This is a genomic window from Devosia sp. 67-54, from assembly GCF_001899075.1.
Taxonomy (GTDB): Bacteria; Pseudomonadota; Alphaproteobacteria; order Rhizobiales; family Devosiaceae; genus Devosia_A.
In genome coordinates, this window is the sequence record NZ_MKVA01000011.1 from 666,567 (window position 1) to 688,265 (window position 21,699).

General features: G+C 71.0%; 15 protein-coding genes. 8 read left to right on the forward strand and 7 right to left on the reverse strand.

Features of this window, described 5'->3' with window-relative positions; all coding sequences use genetic code 11:
• The first annotated feature begins 51 nt into the window (after nucleotides 1-51).
• Both BGO82_RS20105 and BGO82_RS20110 read left to right on the forward strand, forming a co-directional pair.
• Complete coding sequence (locus BGO82_RS20105) at nucleotides 52-2,064, forward strand: RyR domain-containing protein (RefSeq protein ID WP_291307402.1); 2,013 nt, start codon at nucleotides 52-54, stop codon at nucleotides 2,062-2,064.
• Nucleotides 2,051-3,796, forward strand: coding sequence for a formylglycine-generating enzyme family protein (locus BGO82_RS20110; RefSeq protein ID WP_291307403.1), 1,746 nt, complete (start codon nucleotides 2,051-2,053; stop codon nucleotides 3,794-3,796). The genes BGO82_RS20105 and BGO82_RS20110 overlap by 14 nt, the downstream gene beginning before the upstream one ends.
• A gap of 215 nt (nucleotides 3,797-4,011) precedes the next feature.
• Here BGO82_RS20110 and BGO82_RS20115 read toward each other — a convergent pair whose 3' ends face one another.
• From BGO82_RS20115 to BGO82_RS20130, 4 genes are all read right to left on the reverse strand, one after another.
• On the reverse strand, nucleotides 4,012-5,460 hold the full coding sequence (locus BGO82_RS20115; protein ID WP_291307404.1) for a mannitol dehydrogenase family protein: 1,449 nt from the start codon (nucleotides 5,458-5,460) through the stop codon (nucleotides 4,012-4,014).
• On the reverse strand, nucleotides 5,457-6,857 hold the full coding sequence (uxaC, locus tag BGO82_RS20120; RefSeq protein WP_291307405.1) for a glucuronate isomerase: 1,401 nt from the start codon (nucleotides 6,855-6,857) through the stop codon (nucleotides 5,457-5,459). Before uxaC ends, BGO82_RS20115 begins: the two co-directional genes overlap by 4 nt.
• Nucleotides 6,858-7,114: 257 nt before the next feature.
• Nucleotides 7,115-8,512: an AtzE family amidohydrolase gene (locus BGO82_RS20125; protein ID WP_291307406.1), complete on the reverse strand. Its 1,398-nt coding sequence runs from the start codon at nucleotides 8,510-8,512 to the stop codon at nucleotides 7,115-7,117.
• Nucleotides 8,509-8,697 (reverse strand): DUF4089 domain-containing protein, encoded by a 189-nt coding sequence (locus BGO82_RS20130; RefSeq protein WP_291307407.1) that lies wholly within the window; start codon nucleotides 8,695-8,697, stop codon nucleotides 8,509-8,511. Before BGO82_RS20130 ends, BGO82_RS20125 begins: the two co-directional genes overlap by 4 nt.
• Before the next feature lie 368 nt (nucleotides 8,698-9,065).
• Here BGO82_RS20130 and BGO82_RS20135 point away from each other — a divergent pair, with 368 nt between their 5' ends.
• A complete protein-coding gene (locus tag BGO82_RS20135) occupies nucleotides 9,066-11,738 on the forward strand; it encodes an EAL domain-containing protein (RefSeq protein WP_291307408.1) in 2,673 nt (890 codons plus the stop codon).
• A 59-nt stretch (nucleotides 11,739-11,797) separates the two neighbouring features.
• On the opposite strand, the gene epmA is transcribed toward BGO82_RS20135, so the two are convergent.
• Entirely contained in the window at nucleotides 11,798-12,838 is a 1,041-nt protein-coding gene (epmA, locus tag BGO82_RS20140) for an EF-P lysine aminoacylase EpmA (RefSeq protein WP_291307409.1), read from the reverse strand.
• 98 nt (nucleotides 12,839-12,936) lie between these two features.
• Here epmA and efp point away from each other — a divergent pair, with 98 nt between their 5' ends.
• Both efp and BGO82_RS20150 read left to right on the forward strand, forming a co-directional pair.
• Nucleotides 12,937-13,506 carry an elongation factor P gene (efp, locus tag BGO82_RS20145; RefSeq protein ID WP_291307410.1) on the forward strand — a complete coding sequence of 190 codons (570 nt, stop codon included), beginning with the start codon at nucleotides 12,937-12,939 and terminating at the stop codon, nucleotides 13,504-13,506.
• 419 nt (nucleotides 13,507-13,925) lie between these two features.
• Nucleotides 13,926-14,831 carry a S1C family serine protease gene (locus BGO82_RS20150; protein WP_291307411.1) on the forward strand — a complete coding sequence of 302 codons (906 nt, stop codon included), beginning with the start codon at nucleotides 13,926-13,928 and terminating at the stop codon, nucleotides 14,829-14,831.
• Nucleotides 14,832-15,350: 519 nt separating this feature from the next.
• Here BGO82_RS20150 and BGO82_RS20155 read toward each other — a convergent pair.
• The gene (locus BGO82_RS20155) at nucleotides 15,351-15,809 is read right to left on the reverse strand and encodes a cupin domain-containing protein (RefSeq protein WP_291307587.1); all 459 of its coding nucleotides are present in this window, start codon (nucleotides 15,807-15,809) and stop codon (nucleotides 15,351-15,353) included.
• Between the two features lie 190 nt (nucleotides 15,810-15,999).
• Between BGO82_RS20155 and hrpB the strand changes: the two genes are divergently transcribed.
• The 3 genes from hrpB (at nucleotide 16,000) to BGO82_RS20170 (ending at nucleotide 20,113) form a co-directional block, all read left to right on the forward strand.
• Complete coding sequence (gene hrpB, locus BGO82_RS20160; protein WP_291307412.1) at nucleotides 16,000-18,477, forward strand: ATP-dependent helicase HrpB; 2,478 nt, start codon at nucleotides 16,000-16,002, stop codon at nucleotides 18,475-18,477.
• A 26-nt stretch (nucleotides 18,478-18,503) separates the two neighbouring features.
• The gene (gene mce / locus BGO82_RS20165) at nucleotides 18,504-18,929 is read left to right on the forward strand and encodes a methylmalonyl-CoA epimerase (RefSeq protein ID WP_291307413.1); all 426 of its coding nucleotides are present in this window, start codon (nucleotides 18,504-18,506) and stop codon (nucleotides 18,927-18,929) included.
• A gap of 77 nt (nucleotides 18,930-19,006) precedes the next feature.
• The gene (locus tag BGO82_RS20170) at nucleotides 19,007-20,113 is read left to right on the forward strand and encodes an AAA family ATPase (protein WP_291307414.1); all 1,107 of its coding nucleotides are present in this window, start codon (nucleotides 19,007-19,009) and stop codon (nucleotides 20,111-20,113) included.
• Between the two features lie 14 nt (nucleotides 20,114-20,127).
• Here the strand turns inward: BGO82_RS20170 and BGO82_RS20175 are convergent, their stop codons facing one another.
• Nucleotides 20,128-21,690: a histidine kinase dimerization/phosphoacceptor domain -containing protein gene (locus tag BGO82_RS20175; RefSeq protein ID WP_291307415.1), complete on the reverse strand. Its 1,563-nt coding sequence runs from the start codon at nucleotides 21,688-21,690 to the stop codon at nucleotides 20,128-20,130.
• Nucleotides 21,691-21,699: the final 9 nt, after the last annotated feature.

Consider the following 21,699-nt stretch of genomic DNA (forward strand, 5'->3'; position numbering starts at 1 on the left):
TTACAACCGCGCGCGCACCATGGCATGCTGTTGCGGGATTGGGGAAATTCAGTGAACGCTCGCCGCCTCGCGCTCTACATCGCCGTGCTGGTGCTGCTGGCGCTGCTCGGCCTCGGCCTTGCGCTCTGGGGCCTCGTCGCCTGCGCGCCGCCGCCGCTGCCGGGCGACGAGCTGTGGACCTGGCGGCAGCAACTGGGCGCCGCGTTCGGCCTCGTGACCCGCTTCGGCACCGCCGCTTGCTTCACCGCCGATCCGGCGGGCAGCGCCGCTTTGTGGATCGGCGCCCGCATCGCCGGCATCCTGCTCGTCGCTCTGGCGCTGATGGTGCTGTGGGAACTGGTCGGCCGCGAGCTGCGCCGCGCCTGGTTCCGCGCCCGCGGCGGCCATCTGCTGCTCGCCGGCGCCGCCGACGACGTGGCCGGCCTTGCCCACGCCCACCGCGCCGCCTCCGTCTATCTCGCGCCCGACCGTACCGCGCTGGCCGACTTCGCCCGCCGCCATCCCTTCGCCGAAGCGGCGCCGCTCGCCGCCCGCGCCGTGCCGCGCCAGCTCGCCCGCTTCGGCGCGCCGGCGGCGCGGCTGGTCGCCGCCGTCACCCACAACGATCTCGCCAATGTCGCTTTGGCCGAATCCGCGCTCGACCGGCCGGGCCGCGCCGAAATCCTGCTGCGCCTGGAGCAGGCCTCGGTGCGGGCGCTGTCGTCGCACCGCCTGCGCCAGCGCGCCGAGCGGCAGGGGCGCGATCTCGCCATCGTCTCGCGCACCGCGCTGCAGACCCGCCGCGGCATGGCCGCCGCCATGTCCGGCCGCTACACGCTCGACGGCGCGCCGCGTCCCCACATCGCGCTCTGCGGCACCGGCGAGGGCTTGCAGGCGGCGACGCTCGAAGTGGTGCGCCAGGGGTTCGGGCTCGATACCGACCGGCCGCTGGTCTCGATCCTGCGCACCGGCATGGCCGATTTCGCCGCCGGCGCCCTCGACCGCCTGCAGTCGAGCGAAGCTGCCGAGGTGCAGGTCACCACCGCCATCGCCGCCTCGGCCGGCAGCCTCGACCGCGCCATCACCGGCCTCGTGCTCGACGCGCCGCCGCTGCTCGCCATCCACTGCCTCGGCGCCACGCCGGAGGAAGCCGAGGCCATCGCCCTCGAATGGGAGAGCGTGCTGCTGGCGCTGCACCAGCCGGTGCCGCCGATCATCGCCTACGGCGCTTCCGACCGGCCGCTCGGCGCAACCGGCATGATCCGCGTCGCCGTGGCCCCCGATCTCGCCGAGGCCCGCGCCCTGGCCCGGCTGATGGATGCGCGTGCCGTCGCCGTGCATGCCGAATTCCTGCGCGCCCAGCGCGAGGCCCGCGGCGACAAATTCGGCAGCGCCCCGGCCGAGGCCGACTGGGCGCACCTGCCCGAGCCGTTCCGCGACGACAACCGCAACGTCGCCGACCAGATGGATTTCAAGCTCGCCAGCATCTTCATGCTCGCCGCGCCCGGCGCCGGCGGCGTGGCGCCGACGCCGGACGAAACCGAGCGGCTCGCCCGCATCGCCCACGCCCGCTGGTGGGCATCGAAGGCGCTGGGCGGCTGGCGCTATGGTCCGAAGCGCGACGATCGCGCCCAGCTCCATCCCGACATGCAGCCCTACGACCGGCTCGGCGAGCCGGTGAAGCAGAAGGACCGCGACGAGGTGGCGAGCCTGCCGCGCCTCGCCCAGCTCGCCGGCGAGGCGCTGCGCCGCGAACGCCGCGTGGCCGTTCCGCGGCCGCTCGCGCCCGCCGCCCTCGCAACCCTCGCCGCCCATCTGCGCGCCACGCCCAAGGATCAGGTGCCGGTCGCCGTCCTACCGCTCGACACGGCCGCCATGGTGGAGATGGCGGCCGCGCTGCTGGCCGACGGCATCGCCATCGAGGCGGTGCTGGGCGCCGGCGCCGACTATGCCGTGCCGGGTCTCGCCGCGGTGCTGCGGCGCGCCTGGCGCATCCATGTGGCCTCCGGCCCCGCTGCCGCTGCGCTCGCCGCGCGCGCGTCCGAGGCCGCCAACGACAAGGGAGCGATCGGTGCGTCTGCGTGATCTTCTGGCTGCCCTGGTGCTCGCCGCGGCGCTGCTCGCCGCCGGCTCCGCCGCCGCCATCACCCCGGTCGCCGCCGACGCCGCGCGCGCCGCCGTGCGCCAGCAGATCGTGCAGCAGCTCGGCCCCAGCCATTCCTACGCGCTGCTCATCGGCATCTCCGAGTTCGACAATGCCGGCTGGCACGATCTGAGCGGCGTCGGCCCCGAGATCGAGAAGGTGGGCGCCGCGCTCACCGCGCAGGGCTTCACCATCGTCCCCGAAAGCCACAGCGGCCGCATGGACCACGCCACGCTCAAGGCGGCGATCGAGCGCTTCTTTTCGACCTACGGCCGGCGCGCCGAGGACCGGCTCGTGGTCTATGTCGCAACGCACGGCTATTCCGATCCGTCGCGCCCCGACGCCGACGGCTTCCTCGTCGCCTCCGACGCCGGCGTGCCCAGCAACGGCACGCTGCCCAACGGCTATTCGGTGCACGAGCTCAGCGCCGCGCTCACCTCCATCGCCGCCCAGCACGTGTTCCTGTTCTTCGATTCGTGCTTTTCGGGCGCCATGCTGCCCGAGCCGACCCGCGCCAACGACACCATGCTGGCGTCCAAGCCGGTGCTGGCGCTGAGCCCGGAGACCGCGGCCTGGACGCGCGACCTCCTCGCCCACAATGCCCGCCTGGTGCTCACCGCCGGCAACGCCAGCCAGACCGTGCCCGATGTCGACAACCCGTTCGCCGCCGCCGTCGTCGATGCGCTCGGCGGCGCCGCCGACACCGATGGCGACGGGCTGATCCTGGGCACCGAGATCGCGCAATTCGTGCGCGGCCGCGTCGCCCGCGCCACCCGCCTCGCCGGCCACGCCAACGATCCGGTGTTCGCCGTGCTGCCCAAGCTCGTGCCGCCGGTCGAGCCGCGCCCCGATCTGCCGGCCGGCGACAAGATCGACTACGCGCTGCAGGGCGATTTCATCTTCCTCAGCCCCGCCGGTCCGAAGCCCGCCGCCGAGGCCGGCCTCAGCGCGCAGCAGGCGCTGCTCAGGCAGAAGACGGCGCGGCTGGGCGCCGGCCAGTTCCTCGCCTGCGTCGATTGCCCGACCATGGTCACCCAGCCCGCCGCGCCGAAGCTGGCGCTGGCCTCGACCGAGATCACCTACGCGCAGTGGGATGCCTGCTATCGCGAAATGGGCTGCCACCGTTATCTCAGCGACGACGGCTTCGGCCGCGGCGACCGCCCCGCCGGCAACGTCACCTGGCTCGACGCGCTCGAATACGTCACCTGGCTCGGCAGCAAGGCCGCCGCCGATGCGCCCTGCGACGACTACCGCCTGCCCACCGCCGCCGAATGGACCGCCGCCGCCCTCTATTCCACCGCCGGCCCCGTCGCCTGGGCCAGCGCCGTCGCCGACGGCCAGCCCGTCTGCTGGGGCTGCGGCGCCGGCGACGACGGCACCGCTGCGCTGCGCGTCGCTTCCGCGCCGGCCAACGCCTCCGGCCTCTACGACATGCTGGGCAATCTCTGGGAATGGGTCGCCGATGGCGCCGATCCGTCCGCCCCGGCCTGCGATCTCACGGCGCTGCGGCAGTCCGGCCGGTGCACGCCCGGCCGCGTCATGGGCGGCTCCTACGCCACCCGCGCCGAGGCGCTCCCCGCCATCGCCGCCGGCGGCACCGCGCCGCGCACCGACAACGCCCGCCCCTGGTCCTCCCCCACCCTCGGCCTCCGTGTCGCCTGCGATCTGAAATAGCGCTCCAAAACCTGCAGTCGGCACCACCTCCCCTCTCCCCTCCGGGGAGAGGGTGCCTTGCGCAGCAAGGCGGGTGAGGGGCCGTCGCAGGATCTCCAGCCGGCGATCCTCTGCGAGGGGGAGGGAAGCCTGACTGCACCACCGTGATCGCGGCTCCATCGCCCCCCTCCCCCTTGCGGGGAGGGGCCGGGGGTGGGGGCCGAGTGCACCGCGTGTTACGTCGTCCGCCGCACCGCCTCGGCCGCGCCAACCTCGCGCAACAGCGCCACCTTCTCCTCCAGCGCCTGCCGCAGCCCGGCATGCGCCGCGAGCTCGCGCGGAAACACCCGCTCGATCGCGAGATACCCCGCGACCAGCCGCGCGGGGTCGATCGCCGCGAACTCTTTCGCCATCGGGTCCTGCACCGCGATCGGCTTGCCCGACAAATCCACGCCGCGCGCGTAGATCATCCACGCCGCCACCGCCAGCGCCAGCCGCTCGAACGGCGCGCCGGCCCTGAGCCGGTCGGCGATGGTTCCCAGCAGCCGCTGCGGCAGCTTCTGGCTGCCGTCCATGGCGATCTGGTAGGTGCGGTGCTTCATCGCCGTGTTGGAATAGCGCTCCAGCAGCTTGCCGGCATAGGCGTCGGTCTGCGCCGCGGGCATGCCCAGCGTCGGCGCGATCTCCTCCGTCAGCTCGTTGCCCACGAAGCGCCGGAAGTCGGGATTGGCGATCACCTCGGCGATGAAGTCGTAGCCGCACAAATAGCCCAGATACGCCATCGATGAATGCGTGCCGTTGAGCATCCTCAGCTTCATGCGCTCATACGGCGCCACGTCGCCCGTCCACTCGGCCCCGCCCAGCTCGAGCGGCGGCCGCGTGCCGGCCACGAATCTGTCCTCCACCACCCATTGCAGGAACGGCTCGCCCATCACCGGCCAGGCATCATCGAGCCCGATCAGCGCCTTGACCTCGGCGCGGTCGGCATCGGTCGTCGCCGGCACGATGCGGTCGATCATGGTTCCGGGGAACGCCACATTCTCGCGCACCCAGCGCCCGAGCCCCGCGTCCACCGCTTCGGCGAATTCGGTGAACACCCGCCCGGCCACCTGGCCGTTGTGCGGAAGGTTGTCGCAGCTCAGCACCGTGAACGGCGCCAGCCCCGCCACCATCCGTCGCCGCAGCGCCTCGGTCACGATCCCCGCCGCCGTCGCCGGCTGCTGCGGATTGGCGAGATCGGCGACGATGTCGGGATGCGCCGCGTCCAGCCCGCCGGTCGCGGCATTGTAGCAATAGCCCTTCTCGGTCACCGTCAGCGACACCAATCGCGTCGCCGGGTCGGCCATGCGGCTCAGCAGCGCCTCCTTCTCGTGCGGCGCGTCGAGCACGCCCAGCACCGAGCCGATCAGCCGCGGCGACCGCTGTTCCCCGTCCTTGATCAAGAGCGTATAGAGCCCGTCCTGCGGCGCCAGCGCCTCCTTCGTGTCCGGTCGCCTGAGGCTCGCCCCGACGATGCCCCAGTCCGGCGCCTGCCGCAGCACGTCGTCGATCACCACCGCCTGGTGCGCCCGGTGGAAGGCGCCGATGCCGAGATGCACGATCCCCGGCGTCACCGCCCGGCGGTCATAGGCCGGAACCGCGACCCCCGCCGCGACCTGCCGCAGCGTTGCGTTGCAAAGTCTCACAGCCGATACGCCTCCTTGGGCAGCCGGTAGGCGAGGTCGCGCGCCACCTCGTGCGCCTCGTCCTCGCGCAGCCTGTGCTCGGCCACCAGCCGCGCCAGGTAGGCGCAGTCGATGCGCCGCGCTACGTCGTGCCGCGCCGGGATCGAGGGGAAGGCCCGCGTGTCGTCGTTGAAGCCGACGGTGTTGTAGAACCCCGCCGTTTCCGTCGCCAGCTCGCGGAAGCGCAGCATGCCCTCGGGGCTGTCGAAGAACCACCAGGGCGGCCCGAGCCTGAGCGCCGGATAGACGCCGGCCAGCGGCGCCAGCTCGCGCGCATAGCTCGATTCGTCCAGCGTGAAGAGGATGATGCGGAGCTGCTTTTCCATGCCGAAGCGGTCGAGCAGCGGCTTCAGCGCCGCCACGTAGTCGGTGCGCCTGGGGATGTCGAAGCCCTTGTCGGCGCCGAACGCCGCGAACGTTGCCGGCGAATGGTTGCGCCAGGCGCCCGGATGGATCTGCAGCACCAGCCCGTCGTCGACGCTCATTCGCGCCATCTCGGTCAGCATCTGCGCCCGGAACAGCTCCTTCTGCCCGGCATCGGCCTTGCCGGTGCGCACCGCATCGAACAGCGCCGCCGCCTCGCTTTGCGGCAGGTCGGCGGTCAGCGCGCTCGGGTGGCCGTGATCGCTCGCCGTCGCCCCCATGCTCTTGAAGAAGGCGCGGCGCTTCACATGCGCCTCGAGATAGCCGCGCCACGTGCCGGTGTCGCAGCCGGTGAGCGCGCCGAGCCGGTCGAGATCGGTGTGGAACGTCGCTTTATCGGGGTCCACCACCGTGTCGGGCCGATAGGTCGGCACCACGCGGCCGGCCCAGCCCGACTCGCGGATCGTCCTGTGCCAGCCGAGCTCGTCCACGGCGCTGTCGGTGGTCGCGATCACCTCGAGGTTGAAGCGCTCGAACAGCGCCCGCGGGCGATACTCCGGCGTCGTCAGCGCCGCCGCGATCGTGTCGTAGAGGCGGTCGGCGCTTTGCGGCGTCAGCGGCTCGTCGATGCCGAACAGCGCCTCGAACGTGGTGTCGAGCCAGCTCCGCGTCGGCGTACCGCGGAACAGGTAATAGTGCTCGGCGAAAATCCGCCAGATCGTCCGCCCGTCGGCCTCCACCGCACCGCCGTCGCGCCGCGGCACCCCCAGCGACTCCAGCGTCGCCCCCTGGCTCACCAGCATGCGCGTCACGTAATGGTCGGGCACCACCAGCAATTGCGCCGGATCGGGAAACGGCAGGTTCTCGGCATACCAGCGCGGCTCGGTGTGCCCGTGCGGGCTGATCAGCGGCAGCGTGCGGATGCCGGCGAACAGCCGCCTGGCGATCTCCCGCGTGCTGGGGTCGGCTGGGAACAATCGGTCGTCGTCGAGCATCGCAAAACCACTGTCTGGGAGGTAATGCACACTAGTATGCAAGCCGCCCCGCCGGTCAAGCCGCCGAACGGCTCCGGGAGACCGCCCGCCAAAATCCCGCGGGCCGGCCGTCGAACCAGAACCCCAAATCCCGCGGGCCGGCCGTCGAACCAGAACCCCAAATCCCGCGGCTCCATCGCCCCCCTCCCCCTTGCGGGGAGGGGCCGGGGGTGGGGGCCGCACCCACCGGGCCCAAGGAGGCATCCACGCCCGGCCGCCTACCCCTCCTCGGCGAAGCCGCGCGCCACCGGCGCCTTGGCCAGCCCCAGCGTTTCGAGCTGCCGCGCGATCCGCAGCGCGGTGTCCTCGCGCCAGGGGGCGGCGACGATCTGCAGCCCCAGCGGCAGAGCGTGGCCGTCGATCGCGATCGGCGCCGCCACCACCGGCAGGCCGACGAACGAGAACGGCTGCGTGAACAGCCCCAGATTGGGCCGGATCGGCATCTCCACCCCGCCGAACAGCGCCGTCTTCTGCCCCAGCTTCGGCGCCCGCATCGGCGTCGACGGCACCAGGATCGCATCGACGCCGTTGAACAGTTCCAGCATCTGGTCGCGGAACCAGCGGCGGAATTTCTGCGCCCGCTCCACCCAGCCGGCCGGCAGCAGCGCCCCCGCCAGCAGCCGGTCGCGCACCTCGGGGTCGAAATCGGCCACCCGCGTCCGCAGCCGGGTGGCGTGCAGCGCCGCGCCCTGGCTCATGCTGATCAGATATGCCGCCGCCCGCGCCGCCTGCACCTCGGGCAGGCCGATCCGCCGGCCGATCTCGAGCCGCCTCGCGACGGTCTCCATCATCTCGCGCACCTCGCCCTCGCCGCCGAGCGAGCCGTCGGCGATGGCCAGCCGCAATCCCGCCGCGCCGCGCGCCAGCCGTCCCGCCACCGCCTCCAGCGGCCGCCGCACCAGCGCCGGATCGTCGCCGTCGAAGCCCTGCAGCACGTCGTAGCTCAGCGCCAGATCCTCGACCGAGCGCGCCAGCGGTCCCACATGGTCGAAATCGGCGACGAACGGAAACGTGCCGCTGCGGCTCAGCCGCCCGAAGGTCGGCTTCAGCCCGAACACCCCGCACAGCGACGCCGGCACCCGGATCGAGCCATTGGTGTCCGAGCCGAGGCTCAGCGGCACCATGCCGGCCGCCACCGCCGCCGCCGGACCGGCCGACGAGCCGCCCGTCATATGGTCGAGCCCGTGCGGGTTGTGCACCGCCCCGTCATGCGCGTTCTCGCCGGTAAAGCCCGAGGCGTACTCGTCCATGTTGAGCGCCCCGACGCACACCGCGCCCGCCGCTTCCAGCCGGCCGACCAGCACGGCGTCGGCGAAGGCGGGGGCATTGTCGCGGTTGATCCTGCTGCCGGCGCGCGTCGTCACGCCCTTGAGGTCGAACAAATTCTTCACCGCGAACGGCACGCCGGCGAGCGGCAGCGCCTTGCCCGCCCGCACCTCGGCATCCACCGCTTCGGCCCGCGCCATCGCCCGCGCCGAGGTCACGTCGGTGAAGGCGTTGACCCGGCCGTTATTGGCCTCGATCCGCGCCAGCGCCGCGATCACCACCGCCCGCGCGGTGGTGTCCCCGTTGCCGACGGCCCTGGCGATTTCGGCGGCGCCCGTGGTCGAGTTCATGCGCGATAGACCGGCGCGCTGTCCGTCTCGTCCTTGAGCGGCGCCTTTTCCAGCAGCGCGGCCAGCTTGCTTGCCGTCTTGAGGTGGGCTTTCACCCCGGCGCGCTGCTCGGCGGCGATCTCGAGCTTCACCACCGGGGCCATGGCGTCGATCCACTGGTCGAAATCGGGGAGTTTGCTCGGCATTTCGGCTCGTTTTGACGCAAAGACGAGGGGTCTTGCCGATGCTACCCGCCCCACCGCGCCGAAAACAACCCAATCCGCGCCGCCAATGCACAAACGCCGGCACAAAAGTCGCGCCGCTCGGTCTCGGGGGAGGAGACGGAGCGGCGCTTCAGGGTCAACAATCGTTCGGGGACAGCACATCAACGCGCCCGGCCGCCGGTGGTTTCATCGCTCGGGCGAAATATTTCGCTTAACCCCGGGTCAACCATGGGAACCGGCAATCGGGCGCCCTCCGGCCCCGCCGCCGTCCCGCTAAGCCAAACTTAAGGCGCCGCCATGAACACTGCCGCGATGGTCAGCCGGGGAACCCCCGCGGGGGCTGGGGCAGCATGGTTTTGGGCAGTGTCCGCAAGGCACTCGCGGCCGTTTTTCGGCCCACCAATCTGATTGGCAGCGTCGCGCTGGTCGTGGTGATCGGCTCGGCGGTGTTTGCCGACATGCAGAACCGCGCCCTGCAGGAGCAGCAGGTGCGGGCCCTGGTCAGCCGCCAGGTCAGCGTGCTGCGCGCCCGCCTCGAAGGCAACATCACCGGCAACATGCAGCTGGTGCGCGGCCTCGTCGGCACCATCGCCACCGAGCCCGACATGACGCAGCAGCGCTTCACCGCGCTCGCCGCCGAGCTGTTCGACGACAATTCGCAGTTGCGCGACATCGCCGGCGCGCCCGACCTCAAAATCTCGCTGCTCTATCCCGTCAAGGGCAACGAGGCGCTGCTCGGCGTCGACTACAACAGGCTCGACGACCAGCGCACCGCCATCCTTCGCGCCCGCGACCGGCGCGAGCTCATCCTCGCCGGTCCGGTCAAGCTGGTGCAGGGCGGCACCGGCTTCGTCGGCCGCTTCCCGGTCTTCACCGACGGCGCCGATGGCGTCGAGCGGTTCTGGGGCATCGTCTCGGCCGTGGTCGATGCCGACCTGCTCTACGCCTATAGCGGGCTGTTCGATGCCGAGCCCGGGCTCGACATCGCCCTGCGCGGCCCCGACGGCACCGGCGCCGCCGGCAGCGTGTTCTACGGCGACGCGGCGGTTCTCGACGACAACCCGGTCGTCGCCGACATCGCGCTGCCCACCGGCTCGTGGCAGATCCTCGGCCGTCCCGCCGCCGGCTGGGCGGCGGCCCTGCCGAGCCCGCTGGTCTTCCGGTTCGGCCTGGCGCTCGCTGTGGCGCTGGTCCTCATCCCGCTGTTTGTCGGCCGCCATCTGATCAACGAGCGGGCCCGCAACATCGGCATCCTGCGCCAGCGCGAGCACCAGCTCGACGTGCTGTCGCGCCGCCTCGGGCTGGCGCTCGACACCTCGCAGGTCGGCGTCTGGGACTACAACATCGATACCGACCATCTGGTCTGGGACGACCGCATGAACGACCTCTACGGTCAGCCCCGCGACGGCCAGCCGCGCAATTACGGCCATTGGCGCGACGCCCTGCATCCCGACGACCGGCCGCGCGCCGCCCGCGAATTCGACGAGGCGGTGCGTCTGCGCGGCCGCTACGTCTCCGAGTTCCGCCTGCGCCTTTCCGACGGCGCCGAGCGCGTCATCCGCGCCATCGGCGCCTGCTACCGCGAGCAGGACGGCTCCACCCGCGTCGTCGGCTGCAACTGGGACGTGACCGACGACGTCGCCAACAAGCAGGCGCTCGAGCGCGCCAAGGCCGAGGCCGAAGCCCGCAACGCCGAGCTGGTCGAGGCCACCGCGCGCATCGAGCACACCTCGCTGCACGACGCGCTCACCGGCCTGCCCAACCGCCGCTATCTCGACCGCTTCCTCAGCGAGCGCGCCGCCGCCACCGGCGACGAGTCCGGCATCGCGCTGCTGCACATCGACCTCGACCGCTTCAAGCAGATCAACGACACGCTGGGGCATGCGGCGGGCGACGCCATGCTGGTGCACGCCGCCAATGTGTTGCGCGAGAACGTGCATGACGGGGACTTCGTGGCGCGCATCGGTGGCGACGAGTTTGTCGTGGTGAGCGCGCTGCGCAACGGCCGCCGCGATCTGACCCGGCTCGCCTCGCGCATCATCGACCGGATGCGCCACCCGATGCCCTATATGGGCCACGAATGCCGCTGCGGCGTCTCGGTCGGCATCGCCTATCAGCGCGCCGGCAAGGTCGACGACAAGCGCCTGCTGATCGACGCCGACATCGCGCTCTATCGCGCCAAGGGCCGCGGCCGCAACCGCTACGAATTCTTCACCGCAGCGCTGCAGGCCGAGATCGTCTCGACCAAGCAGATGGCCGACGACATCCTCAGCGGCATCGAGCAGGGCCAGTTCATCGCCTGGTACCAGCCGCAATTCGACGCCCGCACGCACGAGGTGAGCGGCGTCGAGGCGCTGGCCCGCTGGGAGCACCCGACGCGCGGCGTCGTGCCACCCGATCTGTTCATGCCCATCGCCGAGGACCTCAACGTCGTCGCCACCATCGACCGCATGATCCTCGAGCAGACCCTCGCCTGGATGGACGTGTGGCGCGCCCAGGGCATCGTCGTGCCGCGCGCCTCGGTCAACGTCTCGGCCCGCCGCCTGCGCGACGAGAATCTGATCAAAAGCCTCAGGAAGCTCGACATCGCGCCCGGCAGCATCAGCTTCGAGCTGGTCGAATCCATCTATCTCGACGAGAGCGACGACATCGTCGCCTTCAACATCGACCAGATCCGCGAGCTCGGCATCGACATCGAGATCGACGATTTCGGCACCGGCTACGCCTCCATCGTCAGCCTGCTCAAGCTCCGGCCGCGGCGCCTCAAGATCGACCGGCAATTGGTGATGCCGGTGGTCGAGTCCGAAAGCCAGCGCCAGCTCATCGCCTCGATCGTCGACATCGGCCATTCGCTCGGCATCGGCGTTGTCGCCGAAGGGGTGGAAACCGACGAGCACGCCCGCATCGTCACCGACCTGCAGGCCGACGTGCTGCAGGGCTACGCCTTCGCGAGGCCACTTAGCCCCAACAGCCTCGAGCGCTTCCTCGCCAACTGGCAGGACCGCAAGATCCGCGCCGCCTGACTCAGCGGTTGGCCGAGCGAGCGCGTTTGCGATCGCTCGGTCCAGAGCGTAAAAAGCCTCTACCCCACCGGCACCCACACCACGTCGTCGATGCGCGGCGCGCCCGTCGCCAGCATCACCAGCCGGTCGAAGCCCAGCGCCACCCCGCTCGCCTCCGGCATCAGCGCCAGCGCCGCGAGAAACTCCTCGTCGAGCGGATAGCGCTCGCCATAGAGCCGCTGCTTTTCGTCCATCTCGGCCGTCAGGTTGCGCCGCTGCATTTCGGGGTCGATCAATTCGCCGAAGCCGTTGCTGAGCTCGACGCCGCAGGCATAGATCTCGAACCGCTCCGCCACCCGCGGATCGTCGGCGCAGCGCCGCGCCAGCGCCGCCTCGCACGCCGGATAGCGGTCGAGGATGGTGACCCGCCCCATGCCGAGCTCGGGCTCCACCCGCTCGACCAGCACGCGCGTGAACAGGTACGACCAGGTGTGCTCCGCCGGCACCGCCAGCCCGGCGCGCCGCAGCTCGCTCGCCAGCGCCGCGGCGTCGGGCCGTCCGTCCGCCCCGATCGTCGCCAGCAGGTCGATGCCGGCGTGGCGCGCGAAGGCGTCCGCCACGCTCAGCCGCTCCGCCGCCGCGAACGGATCGGCCGTCCTGCCCTTGCCGCGCAGCTCCGCCGCCCCCGTCACCCGCGCCGCGAGGCGGATCATCTCGAGGCAGTCGTCCATCACCGCGGCATAGGGCTCGCCCGCCCGGTACCATTCGAGCATGGTGAACTCCGGATGGTGCGTGCCGGTGCGCTCGCGGTTGCGCCAGACGTGGCCGATGCTGGCGATGCGCCGCTCGCCCGCCGCCAGCAGCTTCTTCATCGAAAATTCCGGCGAAGTGTGCAGGTACCGCGTCTCGGCCCGCCCCGCCTCGTCGATCAGTTCGGTCGAAAAGGCGTGCAGATGCGCCTCGTTGCCCGGCGAGCGCTGCAGTCCCGGCGGGTCGACCAGCACGAAATCGTGCCGCGCGAAATAGGCGCGGATCGCCGCTTCGATGCGGTTGCGGGCCAGAAGGACCGGCCGCCGGTCGGCGTGGCGCGCGGGGCTCCACCAGGGCGTGGTCTCGGCCAAGTTTGATTCCTGCCGGAAATTAGGATAGTTGGCGCCCGAAATTGCGTTTCGCGCCGCCGCTCTGTAGGCCGCCGCCCCCATCCGAACAAGGAAGAAAAATGGTCAAAGTCATTGCCTCGTCGCTGCGCAAGGGCCAGGTCGTCGATCAGGACGGCAAGCTCTATGTCGTGCTGACGGCCGAAAACATCCATCCGGGCAAGGGCGCCTCGGTGACCCAGGTCGACATGCGCCGCATCACCGACGGCGTGAAGGTCTCCGAGCGCTGGCGCACCACCGAAATGGTGGAGAAGGCCGACGTCGACGAGCGCGAATACCAGTATCTCTACAACGACGCCGAGGGCTACCATTTCATGGAGCCCACCACCTACGAGCAGATCGCCGTGCGCGAAGACGTGATCGGCGACCAGAAGGCGTTCCTGCAGGACGGCATGAAGGTGTTCATGAAGACCTTCGAGGGCAATGCCCTCTCGATCGAGCTGCCGCAGCGCGTCACCCTCGAGATCGCCGAGACCGAACCGGTGGTGAAGGGCCAGACCGCCTCCTCCTCGTTCAAGACCGCCATCCTGTCGAACGGCGTCAAGACCATGGTGCCGCCCCACATCGGCGTCGGCACCCGCGTCGTGGTCATGACCGAAGACGCCTCCTACGTCGAACGCGCCAAGGACTGAACCCAAACAACTCCCTCGGTCGGTCCCCTCGCCCCTCAGGGGAGAGGGTAGCGCAGCTCGGAGCGAAGCGACGTAGCGAAGCTGGGTGAGGGGTGCGATGGCGCACCTTGCACGTTGCGGGTAGCAGCGCGCGAACCGATAGATCGTCCCCACCCACCGGGTCATTCCCGCGAAAGCGGGAACCTCCGTTTGCCGGACACGCAGTCGGCAGCGCGGCGACGAGCCGGGCGACGCCCGGCCAGATCCCGAGTGCCCCGCTCCCGCTGCCAACGGAGGTTCCCGCTCTTGCGGCAATGACCCCGGGAGAATGTGCAGCAGCGCCAGCCTTGTTGCCTCCCCTCCCGCCTCATATGTTGTGAGGTGACATCGCCTGCGGCCGCTGCCGGCCGCGGCGTCCCTTTCACCGAAAGGCAACGCCCATGGACATCGACACCGCCATCAAGTCCATCGTCGCCGTGCGCACCCATATTCCCGAGGATGCCTTCACCGCGTCCGGCCTCGGCACGCGCCGCGAGGGCAGCGGCGTCGTCATCTCCGAAAAGGGGCTGGTGCTCACCATCGGCTATCTCATCACCGAGGCCGAGGAGGTGTGGCTGACCCTGCAGGATGGCCGCGTCGTCGCCGGCCACGCGCTCGCCTACGACCAGGAGACCGGCTTCGGCCTCATCCAGGCGCTGGGGCCGCTCGGCCTGCCGGCGCTGCCGCTCGGCAAGGCCGGCGCCACGCGCCTCGGCGACGCCGTGACCTTTGCCGACGGCACCGGCAATGCGGTGCGCGCCTCGATCGTCGCCAAGCAGGAATTCGCCGGCTATTGGGAATATCTGCTCGACGAGGCGATCTTCATCGCCCCGGCGCATCCCTCCTGGGGCGGCGCCGGCATGCTGGGCGCCGACGGCAAGCTGCTCGGCATCGGCTCGCTGCGCCTGCAGATGATCCAGAACGGCGCCGTCGCCGACATCAACATGGTGGTGCCCATCGACCTGTTGCCGCCCATCCTCGACGATCTGGTGACCCGCGGTGCCGTCGACCGCCCGCCGCGCCCGTGGCTCGGCGTGTTCACCGCCGAGAGCGACGGCGACGTGGTGGTGATGAACGTCTCCGACAATTCCCCCGCCGACAAGGCCGGGCTCAAGCGCGGCGACATCATCTCCGACATCCGCGACCAGCAGATCTCCGGCCTCGCCGATTTCTACCGCAAGGTCTGGGGCAGCGGCCCGGCCGGCGCCGAAGTCGCCATGCGCATCGTGCGCGACGGCCGCGACACCTGGGTGCGCGTCAAATCCGCCGACCGCACCAGCTATCTGCGCCGCCCGCATTTGCAATAAGCGCCAGCAGTCGGGACTCCTCTCCCGCTCGCGGGGGAAGGAGCCCCACTGCGACGCCCTGGAACGCCAGTTCGGCTTGCACCACTGGCGTTTCCCCCAGCCTCACCTCGCCCCTTCAGGGGAGAGAGCCTGCCCCGGACTTGATCCGGGGTCGGCGCCTTGGCGAGCAGAGCGAGCCTAGAAGCCGGGTGAGGGGTGCGATCTCTCGTTTCGAGCGGTGCTGCCGCAACGCGCAAGGTTCACCGCCGCACCCCTCACCCAGCTCCGCTACGTCGCTGTCGCTCCGAAGCTGCGCTAACGCGTGCTAGCTCCCCCCGGCTGCGCCGTAGGGGAGGATCCGACTGCAGCCCTTCGGTCTTCCTCCATCTCGCAGTCAGCCTCACCTCGCCCCTTCAGGGGAGAGGTCGCGCGCTTGGCGAGCGCAGCGAGCCTAGCAAGCGGGTGAGGGGTGCGATACTTCCTCCGAGCGGTGCTGCCGCAACGCGCCACCTTCTCCCCCGACATGGAACGCCGATCCAGTTACCGCCACAGCTCCAGCAGTGGCCCGTCCACGCCGTGCACCGGGTCGGCCGGGGGCAGGGGGACCTTGCTGATCCGCAGCTCGGCCTCGGGGCTGCGCTCGCGGCAGATGTCGTACTGCACCTGCCCGGGCGGATAGGCGCCGACCACCTCGAAATCGTCGCTGCTTCCAAGGTTGCGATGGCCGGTGCCGGCCGGCAGCACCAGCACGTCGCCGGCGCGCACCTCGATCGCCCGGCCGTCTTCGCCGCCGAGGCGCAGCGTGGCGCTGCCGCGGGCGATCCCCAGCACCTCGTGCGCATTCGAATGGTAGTGGTCGAAATCGTAGATGCCGTCGTGCCACAGGCCGGTCCAGCCATTGCGCTCGAACAGCGCGTCGAACCCGTCGCCGGCGTGCGCCCCGCGGTAGATCAGCACCGGCAGCCGGCTGTTGGGCATGCTGGCGCCGGGCGGCAGCATCAGCGTTTCGGGGCGGCTGGTCATGGCGTGGTCGAGCGGGCCGCGACGCACGGCGCCTCGCTCCGCCGCGCCCGATCCCGGGCGGGCCGGAACAACATGGACATCTCCTGGTCTTGCCGCCTAACGCCCCAGCCGGCCCGGAAGTTGCCGCCGCTTGCGCCGGCCGGCGATTGCGGCCAAGACAGCGTCAATGCCGCTGCCCATCGACGCCATCCTGCCCGCTCTGCTCGCCGCCCTTGCCGCCCACCCGCGGGCGGTGCTGGTCGCCCCGCCGGGCGCCGGCAAGACCACGCGCGTGCCGCTGGCCCTGCTGGCGGCGCTCCCGCGGTTGGCCGAGCGACCCGTCTCCGGGTCGCTCGGTCCAGAGCAGGAAGCAGAGCGGTTGGCCGAACGATCGCGTTTGCGATCGCTCGGTCCAGAGCAGGAAAAAGAGCCCTCGCCCGAACGACCCCATGGCAGGATCGTCATGCTGGAGCCGCGCCGGCTGGCGGCCCGCGCCGCAGCGCGTTTCATGGCGCAATCGCTGGGCGAGGCGGTGGGCGACACCGTCGGCTATCGCGTCCGCCTCGACACGCGGGTGGGCCCGCGCACGCGCATCGAGGTGGTGACCGAGGGCGTGTTCACCCGCATGCTGCTCGACGACCCCGAGCTCTCCGGCGTCGCCGCGGTGATCTTCGACGAATTCCACGAGCGCAGCCTCGATGCCGATCTCGGTCTGGCGCTGGCGCTCGACGCCATCGCGCTCCGCCCCGACCTGAGGCTGCTGGTGATGTCGGCCACGCTCGACGGCGCCCGCGTCGCCAAGCTCCTGGGGGATGCTCCGGTGCTCGAGAGCGAGGGCCGCGTCTTCCCGGTCGAGACCCGCTACGCGCCGCCTGATCCGCTGCAGCGGCTGGAGGACCAGGTGGCGGCGGCGGTGCTCGCGGCGCTGCGCAGCGATGCAGGGTCCATCCTCGTCTTCCTGCCGGGGCAGGGGGAGATCGCGCGCGTCGCCGAACGCCTCGCCGGCCGCGTCGGCGGCGACACCGACATCGCCCCGCTCTACGGCCAGCTCGACGCCGCCGCGCAGGATCGCGCCATCGCCCCGGCGCCGGCCGGCCGCCGCAAGGTGGTGCTCGCCACCTCCATCGCCGAGACGTCGCTCACCATCGAGGGTATCCGCATCGTCGTCGATTCCGGCTATCGCCGCGTGCCGGTCTACGATCCGGCCACCGGCCTCAGCGCGCTGGAGACGCGCCGCGTGTCGCGCGCCGCCGCCGACCAGCGCCGCGGCCGTGCCGGCCGCACCGCGCCGGGCATCTGCTACCGGCTGTGGAGCGAGGGCCAGACCGGCGCGCTGGTGCCTTTCGATACGCCCGAAATCCTCAGCGCCGACCTCAGCGGGCTGGCGCTCGACCTCGCCAGCTGGGGCGTTTCCGACCCAGGGGCGCTGGCCTTCCTCGATCCGCCGCCGGCGCCCGCCTGGGCCGAGGCGGTGGCGCTGCTGCAAAAGCTAGAGGCGCTGGACGCGGCCGGTCGCATCACCGCCGAGGGCCGGGCGCTGGCGCGCCTGCCGCTGCATCCGCGCCTCGCCCACATGGTCCACGCCGCCGAGGATCGGGGCACCGCCGCCGAGCTCGCGGTGCTGCTCACCGAGCGCGGCCTTGGCGGCGACGACACCGACCTCGCGCATCGCCTGTCGCGCTTCCGCGCCGACCGCTCGCGCCGCGCCGACGAGGCGCGCGCGCTCGCCCGCCGCTGGGGCGGCGCGCCGGGCGGCGAGGCCGGCATCGGCCGCCTGCTGGCGCGCGCCTATCCCGACCGCGTGGCGCAGGCCGCCGGCGCCCGCGGCCGCTTCCGCCTCGCCAACGGCCGCGCCGCCGCGCTCGCGGAGACCGACGCGCTGGCGCGCGCGCCGTTCCTCGCGGTCACCGAGGTCACCGGCGCCGCCGCCAGCGGCCGCATCCGCGCCGCTGCCGCGCTCGGCCGCGACGACATCGAGGCGCTGTTCGCCGCCCGCATCATGTCTGAAACGACGCTCCACTGGGACGAGCCGAGCGCCTCCGTCCGCGCCCGCCGCCGCCGCCTCTACGGTGCGCTCGTTCTCGCCGACGATCCGGTGCCGCCCCCCGACGCGGCCGCCGCGACGGCGCTCCTCGTCGAGCACGTCGCCGAGCGCCTGCCCTGGTCGGCGGCGCAGCGGACGCTCCTGGCACGCGCCTGCTATCTCGACGCCGATTTCGCGATTCCAACCCGCGATCTCCTGACACAATTGCACGGCAAGACGGCCCTGTCCGAGATCGCCCCCGCCGACCTCGATCCGCTGCTTCCCTACGCCCTCCGCGCCGAGCTCGACCGCGCCTTGCCGAGCCATTTCGAGGCCCCCTCGGGCAGCCGTATCCCCATTGATTATGCTGCACAATCCGGCCCCGCCATCGAGGTCCGGGTGCAGGAGCTCTATGGCCTCGACCGGCATCCGAGCATCGCCCATGGCCGCATCCCGCTGACCCTCGTTCTGCTCAGTCCGGCGCGCCGCCCCATCCAGACCACGCGCGACCTCCCCGGCTTCTGGCGCGGCTCCTGGGCGGACGTCGCCAAGGACATGCGCGGCCGCTATCCGCGCCATCCCTGGCCCGACGATCCCGCCGCCGCCGCGCCCACCACCCGCGCCAAGCCGCGCGGCACCTGATACCGTTGCAGTGCAAGGAGTTCCGGATGATCGGCCGCCTCAACCACGTCGCCATCGTCGTGCCCGACCTCGCCGCCGCGGCGGCGAAATATCGCGACCTGCTCGGCGCCGAAGTCGGGGCGCCGCGCGACCTGCCCGAGCACGGCGTCACCGTGGTGTTCGTCACCCTCGACAACAGCAAGCTTGAGCTGATGACGCCGCTCGGCGCCAATTCGCCGGTGGCGAAATTCCTCGCCGAGCACCCGGCCGGCGGCATGCACCACATCTGCTTCGAGGTGCCCGACCTGGCGCACGCCGCCCGCACGCTCGCCGCCGGCGGCGCCCGCATCCTCGGCGACGGTCAGCCCCGCATCGGCGCCCACGGCCTGCCGGTGCTGTTCCTCCACCCCAGGGATTTCGACGGCACCCTGATCGAGCTCGAGGAAGTGAAGCCGGAAATCCTGCCGGCATAGACCCTAAAGTTCCTGTTTTGTTTCCGCGCGGTTTCCCCTAAAACCGGGGGCATGTTCAAGTTCATATTCGCGCGCTGATGCCCACCTGGTCGCCCCAGCAGGATGCGGCGCTGATGGCCGTGTCCAACTGGCTCAAGGACAAGAACGGACCGCAGGTGTTCCGCCTGTTCGGCTGGGCCGGCACCGGCAAGTCGACGCTGGCGCGCTATCTCGCCGAGGGCGTGCGCTCGGTGAAATACGCCGCCTTCACCGGCAAGGCGGCGCTGGTCATGCGCAAGAAGGGCTGCCGCGGCGCCTCCACCATCCATTCGCTGATCTACACCCTGGTCTCCGAGAAGGAGGGCGAGCCGCGCTTTGCCCTCGATCCGGACTCCGAGGCGGCGCTCGCCGACCTCATCGTCATCGACGAGGTGTCGATGGTCGACGAGGCGCTGGCCACCGACCTGTTGAGCTTCGGCACCAAGGTGCTGGTGCTCGGCGATCCGTTCCAATTGCCGCCGGTGCAGGGCGCCGGCTATTTCACCGCGCACGAGCCCGACGTGATGCTGACCGAGATCCATCGCCAGGCCGCCGACAACCCCATCATCCGCATGTCGATGGAGATCCGCGAGGGCGGCCATCTCGACTATGGCCGCTACGACGGCTCGGTCGTGATCCCCAAATCCGAGGTGGACCGCGACGAGGTCACCGGCGCCGACCAGGTGCTGGTGGGGCGCAACAAGACGCGGGTGGACTACAATGACCGCCTGCGCGAATTGCGCGACCTGCCGCGGCACGAGCCGGTGGTCGGCGACCGCCTGGTCTGCCTCAGGAACAACCCCAAAAAGCGCCTGCTCAACGGCCAGATCTGGAACGTCTCCGAGGCCAAGAAGCGCTCCGGCGCCCGCTATTCGCTGACCCTCGAGCCCGAGGAGGAAACCACCGCCTCCGGCCGCAAGGCGCCGGTGCACGTCGTCACCCACATGGCATTCTTTTCCGGTGAGGAGGACCAGCTCGGCTGGCCCGAGCGCCGCCGCTTCGACGAATTTACCTTCGGCTACTGCCTCACCGTGCACAAGGCGCAGGGGTCGCAATGGGACAAGGTCTATCTGTTCGACGAAAGCTTCGTCTTCCGCGACGACCGCCGCCGCTGGCTCTATACCGGCGTCACCCGCGCCAGCGAGCGGATCACCGTGGTGATCTAGGGTGGCGCCGGCGGCTATGCTGCGTCCTTGGCCAGCGGGAACGTCAGCTCGAAGCGCGTGCCGCCGCCGGGGGCGGGCTCGAAGCGCGACTGCCCGCCCAATTGCTCGGTCAGCGCCCGGATCAGCCGCTGCCCGATGCCCTTGGCCGGCGTCGCCGGATCGAAGCCAACGCCGTCGTCCTCGACCACCAGCCGGCCGCGCCCGTCATCGCCGCGCGCCAGCTGCACCGTGATGGTGCCCTCCCGCCCGTCGGGGAAAGCGTGCTTGAAGGCGTTGGCCACCACCTCGTTGAGGATCAGCCCGAGCGGCGTCGCCGCGTCCTTGTCGACGCTCACCGCGTCGAGCTGCTCGACCACGCGCACCTTGGGGTCGCCGCCGGCGCGGATGTTTTCGACCAGCGTCTCGATGTAGGGCTTGGCCAGCACCGTCGAAAAGCTGTTGGAGCGGTAGATGTGCTCGTGCACTGCCGACATCGCGGCGATGCGCTGGCCCATATTGGTCTTGATCTCGCGGGCGATCGGCTGCATCTGCAGCAGCGAGGCCACTGACTGCAGATTGTTCTTCACCCGGTGGTGGATCTCGCGGAACAGCACGTCGTTGTGCGCCAGCGCCGCCGCCAGGCGCTGGTTGGTGCGCTCGCTGCTGTCGAGGATGCGCGCGATCACCAGCGCGAACACCAGCAGCATCAGCGCGATCGGCACCAGCAGCCACAACACGATGATAATGCTGTTCCACAGCGCCGCCACCACCGTGTCCTGCGAGATGCTGGCGAACACCACCAGCCCGAGTTCGCGGATGTGGCGGTAGCCGACGATGCGGGTCACCCCGTCTACCGGCGACTTCACGGTGTAGCTGCCGCTCGGGGTGCTCGACACCGTGGGCCAGAACGGCGAAGTCTTGGACACGTCCTGCGGCCCGGCCAATACCGGATAGCGGCTCACCAGCTTGCCGTCGTCGCGGTTGACCGCCAGCGCCGAGCTCTTGCCCAGGTTCTGCGGCGCCCAGAACTGCTCCAGCAGCACCGCGGGAAACGCCAGCAGCGCCGCGCCCTCGAAGCTGCTGCCGCTGAGCCGTTGCGCGATCAGGATGTAGCGCGGGTCGCTGCCGGCGGGCACGATGGTCCAGTTCTCCCCCTGTCTCAGTTCGGCGAAATATGCCTCGTCGGCAATCGAGTCCGGCAGGCCGTCGGCATCGCCGCGCACCGCCCCGTCGGGGCCATAGAGCGCCAGATGCGTGTTGGAGGGCAGCCGGTCGAGCGCCACGGCGATCTTCGGGCGGTTGGCCGCATCGAACGCGTCGGTGCCGAGGTCGGCGATGAAGCGCAGCGCCGTGAGGCTGGCGCTCATCGACCATTGCAGCTGGTCGGCGACGATGTCGGCGGCCGCCTGCGCCTTGGCCTTGGCGCCAGTGATCGTGGTGCCGTAGCCCTGCCAGCACAGGAAGGCGAAGACTGCAAAGATCACGAAGACCAGGGCGCCCGCGAGCCCCAGCACCACTGCGCTGGCGCGCCAGCGGCGTTTCACCGGCGCGTCGGCTCCCGGCGCGACGCGGCTGGCGTTGTCGGCAAGGTCAGCCACGCCTCGCTC

What these genes read in the sequence shown, in the direction of transcription:
- efp (WP_291307410.1), top strand. Translation starts at nt 12,937, where the DNA reads ATGGTCAAAGTCATTGCCTCGTCGCTGCGCAAGGGCCAGGTCGTCGAT.
- BGO82_RS20170 (WP_291307414.1), top strand. Translation starts at nt 19,007, where the DNA reads ATGCCCACCTGGTCGCCCCAGCAGGATGCGGCGCTGATGGCCGTGTCC.
- BGO82_RS20155 (WP_291307587.1), bottom strand. Translation starts at nt 15,809, where the DNA reads ATGCTGCCGCCCGGCGCCAGCATGCCCAACAGCCGGCTGCCGGTGCTG.
- uxaC (WP_291307405.1), bottom strand. Translation starts at nt 6,857, where the DNA reads ATGCTCGACGACGACCGATTGTTCCCAGCCGACCCCAGCACGCGGGAG.
- hrpB (WP_291307412.1), top strand. Translation starts at nt 16,000, where the DNA reads ATGCCGCTGCCCATCGACGCCATCCTGCCCGCTCTGCTCGCCGCCCTT.
- BGO82_RS20150 (WP_291307411.1), top strand. Translation starts at nt 13,926, where the DNA reads ATGGACATCGACACCGCCATCAAGTCCATCGTCGCCGTGCGCACCCAT.
- mce (WP_291307413.1), top strand. Translation starts at nt 18,504, where the DNA reads ATGATCGGCCGCCTCAACCACGTCGCCATCGTCGTGCCCGACCTCGCC.
- BGO82_RS20125 (WP_291307406.1), bottom strand. Translation starts at nt 8,512, where the DNA reads ATGAACTCGACCACGGGCGCCGCCGAAATCGCCAGGGCCGTCGGCAAC.
- BGO82_RS20135 (WP_291307408.1), top strand. Translation starts at nt 9,066, where the DNA reads ATGGTTTTGGGCAGTGTCCGCAAGGCACTCGCGGCCGTTTTTCGGCCC.
- BGO82_RS20130 (WP_291307407.1), bottom strand. Translation starts at nt 8,697, where the DNA reads ATGCCGAGCAAACTCCCCGATTTCGACCAGTGGATCGACGCCATGGCC.